Source organism: Aliiglaciecola sp. NS0011-25 (assembly GCF_040370605.1).
GTDB lineage: Bacteria > Pseudomonadota > Gammaproteobacteria > Enterobacterales > Alteromonadaceae > Aliiglaciecola > Aliiglaciecola lipolytica_A.
Genome location: NZ_BAABWR010000007.1, coordinates 114,200 through 129,567, shown reverse-complemented (window position 1 = coordinate 129,567; position 15,368 = coordinate 114,200). Strand labels below are relative to the sequence as shown.

Sequence of the window (15,368 nt, the reverse complement as noted above, 5' to 3'; positions counted from 1 at the left end):
ATAGTTATGAATTGGTCAGTTTTAAGTTGTTCTGAATTTTCTACCCATCAACAAGCTTGGGAAGATCTAAATCGTAAAACCATGAATCTAGCGTTTTTTGAACCTGACTTCGTCAATGGGCTAATTACCCACTTTTTTGATGGAAGCGAAAAACTAGTAGTTGCTTACCAAAACGATGAATTGCAACTCGCCGGATTTTTTAAAGCCTTAGGCAAAGGACGATGGGCTACAGCCATGCCCTCGCAATGCCCATTAGGGTTGTTTTTACATCGTGAACAGCACGTTAGTAGTGATCTGATGAAATCATTATGCTCTGCCCTACCAGGTAAAGTAGCAATGTTAGATATGCTACAGATGGATTCCAAATACACCCAGTTCACACCTGCAGATGATTTTGAACTCATGCCTTATATCACTTCGGGTAATCGCCCCATTCCTGAAGATTTTGACACGTATTTTCAATCACTTGGAAAAAATATGCGGCAGAACTACAACAAAGTGATTAATCGCGCAGCCCGTGCCGAAGATACATTATCTTGGCAGAAAGTAACTAAGCCAGCGGAGGTTAAGCAAGCTATAATCAAGTATGGTGAGCTGGAAAGTAACGGCTGGAAAGGCGAAGAAGGTACAGCTATATCGCCTGACAATACGCAAGGAAAATTCTATCAACAAGCATTAAGTAATTTGGCAGAGCAAGGTAAAGCATGTTGTTGGTATTATTTAATTAATGAAGAAATAGTCGCTGTGGATTTATGTATTCAGCAAGATGACTGTTTAATTATTTTAAAAACCACCTATAACGAACAATTTAATAAACAATCTCCCGCGCTGATGCTTAAAATTGAAATGATAAAGCATTATTCTCAACAAAGAGAACTCGAAGGAATCAATAACATAGAGTTTTACGGTAAAGCGATGGAATGGCATAAGCGACTAGATTCAACGTTAAGGGAAATAGAACACATAACCTATTTCCCCAACAAATTGGTTAAAACGGCCATAAAACTATTAAAACAAGTGAAAAAGTAATTATAAGATTATGAAAAACTCAGTTTCCGTAATTATTCCATTTTATCAACGAAGCATGGGCCTACTTAAGAAAGCATTGCTTAGCGTTGCGCAGCAAAGTGCATTTTCGCAAATTGATAAAGTTATTGTTGTAGATGATGGTTCCCCCATCGGTGCGCGAGAGGAAATTGAGCAACTAAACAACAATCAACCATTGCTCGAAAAAATTCAGTTGATTGAAAAGCCAAACGGTGGCGTTGCGTCAGCTCGAAACGCAGGTATCGATGCGGTATCGGCTGAAGTAAAGTATGTTGCTTTGCTTGACCCCGATGATGTTTGGTTACCAGATCATCTAGAACTTGCTTTGGAGGCTTTAAGATCTGGAAGTGATTTCCACTTTAATAACTTCACACATATTGGCCAAACCGTTGGCGCTTTTGAGCGCGCAGGATACATAACACCAAGTGAACATCCTCCGTTAGACAATGAATACAATCATACTTATAAAGGTGATATTGTTCGCCAGATAACCACTGCCAACGTAATTGGCGCTTCATCAGTGATTTATGACATCAAGAAACACAAAGATTGTCGTTTTAAAACAGATTTTCAATTTGCTGGTGAAGATTATCTAATGTGGCTTGATATTACACGCAATACCGATGGTATTAGTTTTACAAATAAAATAACCACTCACTGTGGTGAAGGGATCAATTTGTTTTCTGGTGCAGCTTGGTGCAGTGCCCATTTAAGCAAACGGTTATTCGATGAAATTAATTATCGCTATTTTTTACTGCAGAATATTGCGATGACAGAGTCTAATCGCCGAAGAGTTGTAGAAATGCTTTTCGACAATCGAAATGCGTATATTGGCAACTTACAATCTATGCTGAAAAGGCTTAAACTCTCCGGAATTGTTTTGCTTTTGAAACACTTTACGTACAATAAACCTTTTCGCGACACGTTTTTAAAACGAATTAAATAGCTGACGTTTAAATGCAACTCACCTGTGGTGACATTTACACTTAGTATTAGGAATATACGTTGAAACTAATAGTACAAATTCCCTGCTACAACGAAGAACATACATTGCCTGCGACATTCAATGATATTCCCAAAACGATTGAGGGAATTGATCAGGTAGAAATTATGATTATTGATGATGGTTCCAAAGATCGAACCATCGAAGTTGCCAAAGAACTTGGCGTAGATCATATCGTTATTAATAAGAATAACAGAGGATTAGCCCGCACCTTTCGTAAAGGTATCGATGAATGTCTTAAATTGGGAGCCGATATTATTGTTAATACCGACGGCGACAACCAATATGCGGGATGGGACATACCTAAACTGATCCAGCCGATACTCGATCATAAAGCAGATGTTGTAGTGGGAGATCGTCGCACTGGACAAATTGACCACTTTTCCGGATTAAAGAAATTTTTACAGCGACTTGGCAGTTTTGTAGTGCGTCAACTTTCTGGAGTAGATGTACCCGATGCAGTAAGTGGGTTCCGAGCCTATAGCCGAGAAGCCGCTCTGCAGTTAAATATTGTATCGCCTTTCAGCTACACCATTGAAGCCTTAATCCAAGCTGGCAAAAAACACATGGCAGTGACATCCGTACCTGTTGACACAAACGAAAAAACGCGGGAATCAAGACTCTTTACCAGCATACCTAAATTTATTGAACGTCAACTAACAACTATTGTGCGCATGTACACCATGTACCAGCCACTAAAAGTGTTCTTTTTTATAGCGTTAACCCTATCCATTCTGGGTTTTATTCCTATCGTACGATTTTTATATTTTTACTTTACCGGTGATGGCAGTGGACATATACAATCACTCATTCTTGGCGGTACCTTGTCAATTTTAGGTATTATTACTTTTTTGATTGCATTGTTAGCTGACCTTATTAATTTTAATCGTCAATTGATAGAACAAAGCCTAGAGAAAATTAGAAGGTTGGAATTGAAATTGATGGAACAAGATAAAGCGAACAAAAAGTAACCATCAGAAAATTTAAAATGGATTAAAATCTCAATCATGGCCATTAAAATCCTTATTTGTGCCTCAACGTTCCCTCGGTTCAAAGAAGATGGGATGGTTGATTTTGTATGGCAACAAGCACGCTATTTAAAAAAGCATTATTCGCATTTTGAAGTTCATGTATTAGTGCCTCATGCGCCTGAATCTTTAAAGCATGAAGTATGGGAAGGTGTGCATATACATAGATATACGTATTTTAAACCTGAGTCAGCGCAGAGCTTAGTCTATCCTGCAATTTGGCCAAATATAAAAGAGAACCCATTTCGCCTTTTACAGGTCCCTTTTTTACTATTGTCATGTTATTTAGCTACAAAAAGATTAGTTAAAACCTATAATTTTGATTTGATTTACTCCCATTGGTTTACTCCTCAAGGTTTGATGTGCAACAAGGTAGCTCGAGACAACAACATTCCCCATACTCTCACGTCCCATGCAGCAGACATTATTATACTTAAAAAAATCCCTTGGTTAGGTCCATTCCTGGTTAAACGTATAATCCCGCAATTCAAAGCCATTTCTTTCGCTGGTAGTCGCGGTAGAGATCAAGCTTTGGCTTTTTTTAACGATGAACAACAAACCGCGATCGCTGACAATAGTCAAGTTCTACCGATGGGCGTTGATTTACAACTTCCGGAACAACAAATTCCAAAGCCGGAGACTACAATTGGTGAAAGTTTAAAATTACTTTTTGTTGGCCGATTAGCTGAAAAAAAAGGGATTACATTCTTATTAAATGCCATGGCCCAAGTAAAGGCCAAAGGTCTGTCGGTGCACTTAGACTTATTAGGTGATGGACCACTGCTCGATACCATACAAAAACAAGTGAAAGCACTTAACTTAGATAACGATGTTAACTTTCAAGGTTTCGTAAACGGTCAAGAAAAGTTTCGGTTTATTCAAAATACTGATTTATTTGTTTTACCTTCAATCGTGACTGCTGACGGAGATGCAGAAGGGCTTCCCGTGAGCTTGTTAGAAGCCATGTCCGCCGGTGCGTTATGCTGTGCATCTGATGAGTCAGGAGCTCCAGATATTATTGATGATGGGGAAACAGCACTGTTATTCAAAGCCAAAAGTAGTGATGCTCTCGCCGCTATTTTTCAACAAGTTGCTAAGATGCCTGAAGTTCAACGGCAACAAATCGCCAAGCAAGCAAAGGCGGCTGGGGAGTCATTCTTATGGGATAACATGATCCATCAACATGCCGAATTTTTGATTTTGCCTTTTATTAATGGAGGCACTGGTGTCAAGTAATCCGAATGACACTCCCCTAGTTTCGGTGGTAATGGCCTGTTATCGGGAGCCTGTCGAATGGTTAGGTCTCGCAATTGACTCAATTTTACAACAAACTTTTATCAACATTGAATTGATAGTCGTCATTGACGACCCTAGCAACATTAAAATTTGTGATTTTTTAGCACAAAAACAGACAAATGACTCTCGATTAAAAGTACTCAAAAATCAAAAAAACATAGGCTTACCAGCCTCATTGAATAAAGCTGTAGAGCAGTCAAAATCGCAGATCATTGCTCGCATGGATGCAGATGACATATCATTACGTGAACGACTGCAAATGCAATTTGAATATATGCAAGCCAATCCTGATGTGAGTCTTATTGGCTCAGCAATTGAGAACATTGATGAATGCGGGACGTCTCTAGGTATTAGCCACTTTCAGTCCTCATCAGAGGTTATACAAAAAATTATTCCCTATTGTTCAGTAGCTTGCCACCCAACTTGGATGTTTAAAAAATCGATGTTTGATTCAATAGGCGGTTATCGCATGTTGCAGGGTGCGGAAGATTATGATTTTTTATATCGCATTTTAGATGCAGGTGGCAAAATCACTAACTTGCAACAGCCCCTACTGCAATACCGATTACATGGCGCTAGCATAACCAGTGGTATGAATCTAAAACGCTATAAAGTTAGGCATTATATAAAGGCATTGCATCAACAAAGAGTTACTCTTGGTAAAGATAACTACTCTACCGATGGGCTCGAACTATTGTTATCGCAACAACAAGATTCTCCCTTAGTCGCCAGTTTAATAACCAAGCTGCGAAAAGCTGAAGCAAGACATTCGATTACTAGAATTCCATATTTGTTAGCGCTATTTTTCTGTTCCGTGGACGTTAGAGAGCGCATCTTGGATCATTTAAAAATACGTATGATTATAAGTACAACAAGAACATGAGCAGTATATCTAAATCACAAAACCAAAGTATTCAAAAGTCGAAACGACTGTGTTTTGTTAGCAGCACATTATCAAATGGTGGAGCAGAAAGAGCACTGAGTAACTTGTTATGTAATATGGATTTAACTCATTTAGAGGTCACAGTTTTACTCCTAAATGGTGTCGTTACCTACCCTGTACCATCATCAGTTAAAATAGTTGATTTGCGCAAACGATCACCTTTTCATATTCCATTGTGTTTTATTTTATTGATGTACCATTTGCTCAAACTTAAGCCTAAAATAGTGATCAGTGTTTGGTCTTTTCCGAGTTTACTAACCGGTCTGGCGATGTTTTTTACAAGAAGTAAAAGCATTTGGATCCCAAGAATAGCGAATAATCCAGCTGATGAAGAGTTTGGGTGGAAAAAATGGGTCTTCAATTGGTTGTACAAAAAAGCGGATCGCTTTATTGTTTTATGCAATGAGTTACGTGATAATTTTGTTGATCACTACCCCTTTTCATCGGGCAAAACAAATTTGATCCGCAACGGTTTTAATCTTCGTGAATTGAACGAAAAAGCCAGCCAACTATCTCCCGACATAAGCATACCAAATGAACCTTTCATGATTTCAGTTGGTTCATTGACAGATCAGAAAAGGCATGACGTACTTTTAAAAGCGTATGCACAATTGCCAGAAAGTGACCAAATACCTTTGTTGATTTTAGGTGGAGGTCCCTTACACGACAATTTAACAGCATTGGCCAATGAACTAGGTATTAATAATAAAGTTCATTTTAAAGGGTTTGTTACCAACCCTTACCCCTATGTAAAACATGCAAAACTTTTTGTTTTGGCCAGTGATTTTGAAGGATTATGTAACGCAGCAATTGAAGCCCAATGTTTAGGGACACCTGCCGTAATAACAAGTTGCCCAACAGGAAATAGAGAAATTGTAGTAGAAGGACAGACCGGATTCTTGGTGCCTATTGGCGATCCACAAAAAATGGCACAATCCATATCAAAAGCATTAAATCAAAAAACCATTTCGAGTCAAATGAGAATAGACTCAGAACGTTTAGTAAGTGAAAAATATAAAATTCAACGATCGGTAGCGGATATGCATTCGTTAATTGAGGAAATCTGTTAATGCGAGAACGAAAAACTTCATATCCTAATTTATTTATTGTCGGAGCCCCAAAGTCTGGTACTACGTCAATGGCTAAATATTTGTCTACTCACTCTCACATTTATACTCCACTTCAAAAAGAGTTTACCTATTTTGGTTCAGATTTAGTCCGTTATGCAACCTTGATTGAAAAAGATCAATATTTGAAATGGTTCGAACCTTGGAAAGAGGAAAAATATGCTCTCGACGCTTCCCCTTTCTATTTGTATTCTAAAACCGCACCAACAGAAATATTAGAAAAATCCCCCGATGCTAAATTTATAATAATGCTAAGAAAACCCAGTCAAGTAGCGTATTCAATGTATTATCAAGCTAGGTTTGGCGGTGGTGAAGACCAAATTAGTTTTGAAAGGGCTTGGGAATTAGAAAGCGATAGAATTGCCGGACGAAACATCCCTCCCCTTGCCAGACTTGAATTTACCACTCGTTATCAGACGATTGGTAAATACAGTGAATACGTAGAAAACTACCTTAACATCTGCGGAAAAGATCGTGTCCACATAATATTTTTTGAGGATTTAAAAAGTCAACCAGTAGAAACGTATCAAAAATTATTATCATTTCTACAGCTCGATTCCCAACTTCCCGAGGAATTCAGCATTGCTAATCCGAGTAAAAAAGCACTGTTTCCCAAATTAACTAGATTTATAAGCTCCCCACCAAAATGGATGGGTGATGTTACAGGCATTATTTTTCCAAAAGAAATCAGATGGAAAGTACGCAACTACATCATGCAAAAAAACACCGTAAAAGCTGATAAACCGAAGATTAGCGAGAAAAGTAGCATTATGCTGCAAGAACATTTTCGTTCAGACATTAAGGCTTTAGAGAAGCTACTAAGTATTGATTTATCTCACTGGTACTGACAACAAATCCTTATGCACACAAATACCCCAAAAAAACTCCGCAATGTTCTAATTATTTCCTATCAATACCCACCAGATGTCGGGGGAGCAGGCTCAGTTGCCAAAGACATTGCGAATCTAATTCAGAATGAATGCAATCTAACCCTGGTAACCTTGGACACCGGGCATGACATTGAAGAAACATTTCAGGTAATTCGGGCAAAAACTAAATGGCCAGTTAGGTTTATAGGCTTTTGGAATACCTTAAAAAAACTAGAATTGTCACAATATGACGATATTATCGTCAATGATACTGGCGCCAGTTTAGTTGCCTCTCTTTATTTTCCTGCCGAATTAAAATCCAAATGCTGGGTATATTTACATGGTAGTGAGCCTGAGAATATATATATTCACCCAGAACTTATGTATAAATTACTGGGTTTTAAATACAAATACACAAATCTTATTAAAGAAAGTAAATACGTTATAGCGGTCAGTGAATTTATGAAGCAAAAGTTTATTTCAATGACCCAGCTTCCTCAATTAACTGACAAGATTTCCGTTATTACGAACGGCATAGATGAGAAATTATTTAAACCCCACGATACAGACTTACGTACAAGTTTGGGTATTAGTAATGATACAAAAATCATGTTGTCAGTTAGCCGTTTAACCCCTAAGAAAGGGTATATACGTAAACTTAGACTTTTTAAGACCCTATCTGAAACTCAATCGTTATTTTGGATAATTATTGGTAATGGCCCTTTTGCTGAAGAATTAAGGTCATTGGTTGAACAAGCCAATTTACAACATTCAATTCTCATACTTGAGGGCATTAAAAGGGACCAGCTTATAGAATATTATTCTGCTGCAGATCTCTTTTGGTTACTGTCGGAATATGATGAATCATTTGGCTTAGTCTATTTAGAAGCAAACTTTTGCGGCTGCCCAGCAATAGGCAATAAAAAAGGAGGGATACCCTTCATAATCGACGAAGGAATTAACGGTTTTACTGTTGATCAAACTAATGACCAAACTGCATTATCAACAATCACTCAGGCGCTTGATAGCAAAAGATTTAATCGAGGCGAAATAATTGAGTATGTTAAAAAGTACTCAATCAATAAAACAAAAAACAGCCTGTTACACTTTCTTAGTCAATAAAGCGACACCACCATCGCTCTTTCCAATTTAAAAATTAGACTTAAATAGCTTAAGTTTTACGATTTTTCTTTCTTTTACGTTGATCCCAACAAACCATAAAACGATAAGCGAAATTAAAAAACCAAGCGACATAGCAATATTCTCATGATTTATGCTTTCTCCAACCATATTGAATAATGCGAATCCCCCCAATAACAAAGCAGGCATGATGAAAGCGTCTTTAATGCTAATTATAAATTCCCTAGTTAAAAAGGTTATACCGATAATCGCAGAAACCGAAAATGCAGCCAATAAGCTGTATAACGCTCCAGAAAATTCAAATTCAGAGACAAACCAAGGTAAACTGAAAATCAATGTCGCCACACCAAACAAATTTGTGATCAGTACTTTAACATTGTGCTCTAACGAAATTTGTACACTATTTAACAAATTGGTTGCTGTTGCAGGTATTAAAACCAGCATCATGAGAGCTAGATATTCTCCCGCAACTAAGAATTTTTGACCAAAAATCATAACCAATAAATTTGAACCGAATATGGATGAAGCAACATACAATAATAAGCCGCACATACATGCCGAATAGATCGCGATGCGACAAAATAAACTTAAATTACTTCGATTATTCGAAGCAGAACGACTTAAAGCGGGAAGTGCTGCGTTAGTTACCGAAGAAAAAACCGCAATAACAACAATAAAAAGCTGGATTAAAACCGAAAAATTGCCAAGCGAAACAGCAGAGCTAAACGATTCTTTTGCTAACACGACCGGACCGTAGAACAAAAACTGCCCAGCAGCCACCGCAATGGCTAATGGAAATAATCTCGTCACTGTCGATATCATTTTTTGCGGTAGAAATACTAATTCAACTTTGCATAAGCCTTTATTAACAAAATAAATACTTACAGCACCTTGGATCATTTGCCCAATCGCATGGACAATAGCAATTAATAATATATTTTGAGTAATTATTGCAACTGCAATACTAATCAGTATTTCACTTGGTTTGAAAACACGCTCAATTTTAAAAATAATATGTGTTGATTCAAATGCTTGAAACATCTGATTAGACCAAAGCACCATTGCTTTACCTAACAGCGCTACAGAAAAAATAACCAGTAGTGTGGCAAAAAACTCATTTTCAGCATAGTAAATACCTGAAGCCACAGAAATACAAGCAATTACACCAACCGCAATGATTCGAATAGAGGCTACCAAATCGACTATTGATTTCGCATTTTGCCTATCTTTCCCAACTTCTCTTGAGAGCATAGCCCCCAACCCCAACCCAGTGAGCGGTAAAAACATCAAATACCAAGACTGGCCATAAGTAAGTACGCCATATAATTCAGCACCGAGTAAACGCGCCAAGATGAGCATATAAACAAATCGTAAGCCTTGTGACATGAGCAAAGCCATGTACAAATACTTCGCGTTTTTAAGTATTTTCAATGCCCCTTTATGTGACACTTTGTTCCTCTTGTCATTGTTCAAAAATGGCTAAAATAGTGGGTAAAGTTAACACTTTATTCTGTTAAAGTGTAACAAACAGAGCTTCGATATGAATTTACTCTTTAAGATGTATAAAAGTGTATTAAATAGGTAAAAGCATATTATTATATATGTGATTTGAGGGATATATATTTTCAATCAACCTATTTGAAATGTCGTTTCAAGGAAAGATGATGTTGCTAATGATACAACTTAACCCGAAAGTTGAAATCTCAGTACAAAGTTAGTTTTCTGTATGTTGGTAATTAATTAGGATGGCAAAGTGATAGAAAAATTATCATTTATACAAAAAATACTACTTACAATTTTGAGTGCCTATTTGCTTTGGACCATCCCTAGTGCGTGGTTGCAATACCCAGATTCAGGTTATTATCTCGGTACTGCTACAACCATGCTCGACACTTTTCGCTATTGGTTTAACTTTCAGCCTAATCTCCAATATTATCCGGGCACCTCCATTGTCATAAGTGTTCCATTGTTTTTAGCCGGTGAAAATTTTTGGGTACTCCAAGGGTTTATGGGCGTTATTTCACTTTTAGGAATTTGGGGAGTAGCTCGTTATTTCTCAGTTGCTAAGTATGGTGTCGTTGGTTTCTTTGCGCCATTTTTTGTGATCTGTAGTGGTATTGTGATGATTCACTTTTATGCCTTAATTTCAGACACATTATTTTTATCCATCACCATAGCGGCTTTGCTCTGTTGGCGTCATTATGATCAAAGTGGACACAAAGGTTTTTTACTAGCATGCTGTGCTTTAGTGGCGTTTTCGTCGTTAGTTCGCCTTCAAGGATTGTTTTTTTGCGGTGCCTTAGGCTTAGCGTTACTCATCCATGTGTATCAATATAATAAAGACACATTAACGCTATCAGTGTTCAAAATGCTGGTAATAGGAGGTGCTGTTTGTTTACCTTTTGTATTATGGACATTACGCAACTATTTGGCTCATACACCAGATACATTTAATATGGCCAATGGCTACTTTTTTGGTTTAAAAGGACTAAGCATCTACGCCAAAGGATTACCTGGCAATGCCTCGTCAGAAGTCGTTGAAGCCGCCTGGCAGTTCCCCTTGTATCGAACGAGTATGTTTGTTGGGGGTTTATTTGAATCTTGGTACGGTGGTGTGAGCACTCTGAATAGGCATATCATTACAGTCACCATGTTACTACTAATAGGCGTTGGTGTTAGACCTTGGGCCAAACGAGCTAATAAACTTGAACTTCTATACGTTGGGTTTTCATTAGTCTTTATTAGTAAAGATATATTATTGAATAAAAATTTACACATTGTGTATCGATATTGGATTCCAATGCTGCCATTCATAGTGATTATGCTTGGTTTTGGTATTAAAACAATTGCCTCAATGAAGGCTTTAAAGGGGCTAAAAAAGCCTGCTCAATATAGTGCGATTACAATTGTGTGCGTGCTAATGCTTTTATCACTACCGAATCTAGCCAAAATACATGGTCAAAAAGACAAACTTCAAAATGAGCAAGATCTAATTACGAGACTATCAGAATTTGCGCACCAAGAATTACCATTAGATGCAGTTATAGCTACGGTAGACTGGGGTGTACTGCCCTATGTTCTGCAAAGACGGTCAATACCTCTGCTTAACGACCCTGACAACAAGCAAAGCATTGCACGAATGTTAAAATATCGAACTGAGTATTTAGTTACCTATGACAAATTTGGAAGGATGAGTGAGCCTGCTGAATATATGGTAGAACAAAACCCTCAGGCATTTACACAATTGTTTCAAGCTACGAGTTCAAGTTCCGAGAACAACCTAATAATTAGGTTGTATAAAGTTGACCTTAACGCTTTGAATCAAAATTAGAAGTTACATACCGAGTTAACTCAAAGGCGATTTATAACCAAACTTTTCAATTATGAATTTTTCTCTATTTAGAATTATTCGGTTGGCTTCTTCATCAAAAAACTGCGCGGTATTTCGATCATGTTGAGAAACATTGGTTTTATTGCTCGAAAAAATGATTTCTCGATGTTGTTCAGTAATACTGATACCTGCTTTTTCAAGGCCAACTAAAAAATCACTTTCTAAGTTTTCATTGCGTATAAAGCTATCAATAAAACAGTTTTCTTTATCATACTGAACAAGTTCGCTTAGGCTTGTTTGCTTTGAAAATGGCTTAATATCTGACGCAATACTGCAAAATAAATTAAAATAACGATATGTCAGCAACCCTGCAAAATTATGCATTGGAGCCGCACCATAACCTTCCCCAAAATCAAAGCTACGGCGAGGATCATGTAAAAGCTTAAGCCAGCGTTTAAAACAAGCGGGATCGTTCACATCTTTATAAGATGCTTCCCACTCACTCGTTTTTTTGGTTAATTTACCTAATAACGATAAACCAAAAGCGTTGACCCCATCTTTAATACTGATACCCGTCAAATTTATTGACCTATCAGTTACATGTTTGTACAAACCGCCCTTTTTTTCACACCCAAATGCCCATAAAGAAACATACCAATCCCAAGGATTACGAATAGAGCCGATAAACTGACGCTTTCCATTAAACAGCTCGGAATAGGCTTTATTATGCTTCCCTTCAAGTTTACCGTGCAAGATTTTACACATAAGATTATCTATATGAGTACAGGCTGTTTTGTGAAGCTCTACGAAAACGACTTCATCTGATATGAACATAATTTACAACTTTTACGTATCAAAAAGCCACATTATAAGACTAGGAGAGCTTATGCAAAAGAAAAAATTGTTTTAAATGCGTGACTTCACTAAACGTGCGTGAAATTTAAACGGTGATGTATCCCAAGGTGTGAAGCGTTTAAGCCTTAGCAGGTCGTCACCATGGCTGGAAGTGCCCCAGTCAGTTACTACAGCAGTTTCATAACCCGCCTGTTTAACAAGAGCAACGGTTTCATCGGTTAAATCTTTGCCATATGAACCATTAGGGTAGGCAAAGTGTTTTACAGGTTTGCCTGTCCAATCTTCCAATTGCTTTTTGCATTGGTTAATTTCTTCAAACTGTTGTTCTCTAGAAAGTACTTTAAGAATAGGATGGTTAACCGTATGCCCGCCAATTTCAACACCGCATTGTGCTAGTTGTTTGACTTGCGACGCATTCATCATTCGCGGTTCAGGATCTGACAAATTATTATCATCATACAACTTTTGTACACCAGCTAAACGCGCTTCAATGGGCATATATTTAAGCCGCATCAATTGGGCTTCTGCTAGTTTATTACGGTTCGCCCAATCACCTAAGGCTACCATTTCATCTTCGATTAGCAAGCTCTCCAATGCAACGTCCTTGAATAAATCCAATACCCTGTCATTCCACATATCAGCGCCCTCAGTAAAGGCCGTGGCTACATAGACAGTCGCAGGAATTTTGTACTTCGCCAGAATTGGTTGGGCAACGGTTAGATTATTCAAATAACCGTCATCGAAAGTGACACATATGGCACGCTTAGGCAGTGTATTGTTTTGTATGTGTTTTGCAGCTTCTGAAAGACTAATAGGTGAAAAATGTTGGTTAATCAGCTTCATATGCCAATTAAAAACATCGGCAGTGACTTCATAGGGGCGCATTGGATCAAATTCTTCTAATACCTGATGGTAAATTAAAATACTGAGCTTGTTACCACCAATTATTTTGTTTATCGCCCCTAAAATACTATGCACGGAAATCCTCGGCTTCTTTTTGCAACCACAACTCTAACACCACCATGATCCAAATAAGCTCGCCGTAATAGCCAGCGTGAACACTGCCATGAGACTCTAGGGCCTTTTCAACTAAACTTTGCTTAACGATATTACGCTTTTTAAAGCTGTTTAATGCTTGTATCGTTAAATCTTTTAATGTTTGGTTTTCATTCATCCAAACACCAAATGGCAGGCCAAAACCATGTTTGCTTTTATTGAGGGTCTCATCAGGTAAGAATCCTTTGCAGGTTTTCTTATAAAAATCGCGTAAGGTTTTACCAGGTAATTTAACATCGGCAGGAATGGTGCAACTGAAATCAACAATATTTTTATCGATTAAAGGATAACGTACCTCAACACCGGCCAACTCGCACATTTTATTCACTTTAACCAAATCATTATCGGCCAATGTGAACTTCCAATCCAGATATAACATGCCATCTACAGGATGCTCGCTTTTACAATCCTTAAAACGACTTTTCAGCTGTTCAGCTGGCTGATTAACATCTACTTGCTCAAGTATTGCCGCAGTAAAAATAGCGTCATTCCCTAGCTGATTAACAAAATTATGAGTTTGCAGTCGACCAGGCAAAGCAACTTTAGCTTGGGCAATATAGCTAGCTACTTTTTTGAACAATGGAAGTTTACGTGTGAGTTGGTTATTCAGCAGAAAATCTAAACCATTCGCCAACCATTTTGGTAACTTCGTATAATGCTCAAATACTTTTTGTTTTGCATAGCGCTCATTACCGGCAAAAAACTCATCGCCACCATCACCTGCAAGCAACACGTCTATGCCCTTGTTTTTAGCGAATGTTGCACAAAAATAAGCAGCCATTGCTGAAGAATTACCAAATGGTTCATCAAAAAATTGTGCCACTTTAACAAATTCTTTAGCGGCTTCTTCTGGTTTTAAATACAAGACTTCATGATTTGTATCGAAATGCTTAGCAGTGATGAGTGCATATTCTGTTTCGTCATAACCCGGCACTTTAAAGCCAATTGAAAAGGTCTTCGCTTTTTCAGGTGTGTCCTTTTTGCCTTGAATTTTAGCCAGCATACCTGCCACAGTTGAGCTGTCTAATCCGCCACTTAAAAAAGCACCAACATTATCGCTTGAATGAGATTCTACGGCGGTTTCAATAGTACTTAAGCATGTTTTTAACGCAGCTTCAGGATCATCAAGTTGTGTGGCGAATTCAGGGCAATAAAGTAACTCACTATTTACAATACCGTCAGAGCCAAAATATATAGCTTTACCCGGTTCAATTTTAAATACGTTTTCATAAACTGTAGTAGGTGCAGGGATACAGTGGAAATAAATATAATTGTATAAAGCTTGTTTGTTTATTTGTAATGAGACGTTTTCAAGCGCTTTAATGGCTTTTAACGAATCACTAATATAAAGTTTGTTGCCCAACTTAAAATAAAAGCATGGTTTAGTGGCTAGGTGGTCTGTTAACACAATAGCTGGTTGGTCTTTTTCATAGATAACCATCCAAAACTGACCTGATAACTGTTGATAAAAAGCGGATAGCGAAGCGCTTGCTAAATACGCCTCTAAAACAGATTTGGAGTCTGCTTTAAGACCATTTAACAAAACATAACCATGAAAGATGATGTTGCCTTCTGGTGAAGTATAAGCACTTGTCTGCTTGTGATGATGAACGAACAACTCAAATTCACTGCCATCGGCTATTTGATACCAATCCGCTAATTGCACGCTGATT

At 37.7% G+C, this 15,368-nt stretch carries 13 protein-coding genes; 9 read left to right on the top strand and 4 right to left on the bottom strand.

Translation table 11 applies throughout. The features are described 5' to 3' along the window. Positions 1–6 precede the first annotated feature (6 nt). Genes ABWV72_RS08000 through ABWV72_RS07965 form a run of 8 tightly spaced genes read left to right on the top strand, consistent with a single transcriptional unit; the run spans position 7 to position 8,435 of the window. The gene (locus tag ABWV72_RS08000; RefSeq protein ID WP_353369839.1) at positions 7–1,029 is read left to right on the top strand and encodes a GNAT family N-acetyltransferase; all 1,023 of its coding nucleotides are present in this window, start codon (positions 7–9) and stop codon (positions 1,027–1,029) included. Between the two features lie 10 nt (positions 1,030–1,039). Next, a complete protein-coding gene (locus ABWV72_RS07995) occupies positions 1,040–1,993 on the top strand; it encodes a glycosyltransferase family 2 protein (protein ID WP_353369837.1) in 954 nt (317 codons plus the stop codon). A gap of 59 nt (positions 1,994–2,052) precedes the next feature. Continuing rightward, positions 2,053–3,021 carry a glycosyltransferase family 2 protein gene (locus ABWV72_RS07990; protein ID WP_216048117.1) on the top strand — a complete coding sequence of 323 codons (969 nt, stop codon included), beginning with the start codon at positions 2,053–2,055 and terminating at the stop codon, positions 3,019–3,021. Positions 3,022–3,057: 36 nt separating this feature from the next. After that, positions 3,058–4,314 carry a glycosyltransferase gene (locus ABWV72_RS07985; RefSeq protein ID WP_353369835.1) on the top strand — a complete coding sequence of 419 codons (1,257 nt, stop codon included), beginning with the start codon at positions 3,058–3,060 and terminating at the stop codon, positions 4,312–4,314. After that, positions 4,304–5,257, top strand: a complete 954-nt coding sequence (locus ABWV72_RS07980) for a glycosyltransferase (protein ID WP_342804788.1) — start codon at positions 4,304–4,306, stop codon at positions 5,255–5,257. Before ABWV72_RS07985 ends, ABWV72_RS07980 begins: the two co-directional genes overlap by 11 nt. After that, positions 5,254–6,387: a glycosyltransferase gene (locus ABWV72_RS07975; protein WP_342804789.1), complete on the top strand. Its 1,134-nt coding sequence runs from the start codon at positions 5,254–5,256 to the stop codon at positions 6,385–6,387. Before ABWV72_RS07980 ends, ABWV72_RS07975 begins: the two co-directional genes overlap by 4 nt. Then, positions 6,387–7,292, top strand: a complete 906-nt coding sequence (locus tag ABWV72_RS07970; protein ID WP_353369832.1) for a sulfotransferase family protein — start codon at positions 6,387–6,389, stop codon at positions 7,290–7,292. Before ABWV72_RS07975 ends, ABWV72_RS07970 begins: the two co-directional genes overlap by 1 nt. Before the next feature lie 12 nt (positions 7,293–7,304). Further along, positions 7,305–8,435, top strand: a complete 1,131-nt coding sequence (locus ABWV72_RS07965; RefSeq protein ID WP_353369830.1) for a glycosyltransferase family 4 protein — start codon at positions 7,305–7,307, stop codon at positions 8,433–8,435. A gap of 27 nt (positions 8,436–8,462) precedes the next feature. Here ABWV72_RS07965 and ABWV72_RS07960 read toward each other — a convergent pair whose 3' ends face one another. Continuing rightward, a complete protein-coding gene (locus ABWV72_RS07960) occupies positions 8,463–9,902 on the bottom strand; it encodes an oligosaccharide flippase family protein (RefSeq protein ID WP_353369828.1) in 1,440 nt (479 codons plus the stop codon). 304 nt (positions 9,903–10,206) lie between these two features. Between ABWV72_RS07960 and ABWV72_RS07955 the strand changes: the two genes are divergently transcribed. After that, positions 10,207–11,784, top strand: a complete 1,578-nt coding sequence (locus ABWV72_RS07955) for an ArnT family glycosyltransferase (protein WP_353369826.1) — start codon at positions 10,207–10,209, stop codon at positions 11,782–11,784. 15 nt (positions 11,785–11,799) lie between these two features. Here the strand turns inward: ABWV72_RS07955 and ABWV72_RS07950 are convergent, their stop codons facing one another. The 3 genes from ABWV72_RS07950 to ABWV72_RS07940 form a co-directional block, all read right to left on the bottom strand. Then, a complete protein-coding gene (locus ABWV72_RS07950; protein WP_353369824.1) occupies positions 11,800–12,618 on the bottom strand; it encodes a sulfotransferase family 2 domain-containing protein in 819 nt (272 codons plus the stop codon). A 72-nt stretch (positions 12,619–12,690) separates the two neighbouring features. Next, entirely contained in the window at positions 12,691–13,617 is a 927-nt protein-coding gene (locus tag ABWV72_RS07945) for a polysaccharide deacetylase family protein (protein ID WP_353369822.1), read from the bottom strand. After that, the gene (locus ABWV72_RS07940; protein ID WP_353369820.1) at positions 13,610–15,361 is read right to left on the bottom strand and encodes an asparagine synthetase B family protein; all 1,752 of its coding nucleotides are present in this window, start codon (positions 15,359–15,361) and stop codon (positions 13,610–13,612) included. Before ABWV72_RS07940 ends, ABWV72_RS07945 begins: the two co-directional genes overlap by 8 nt. Positions 15,362–15,368: the final 7 nt, after the last annotated feature.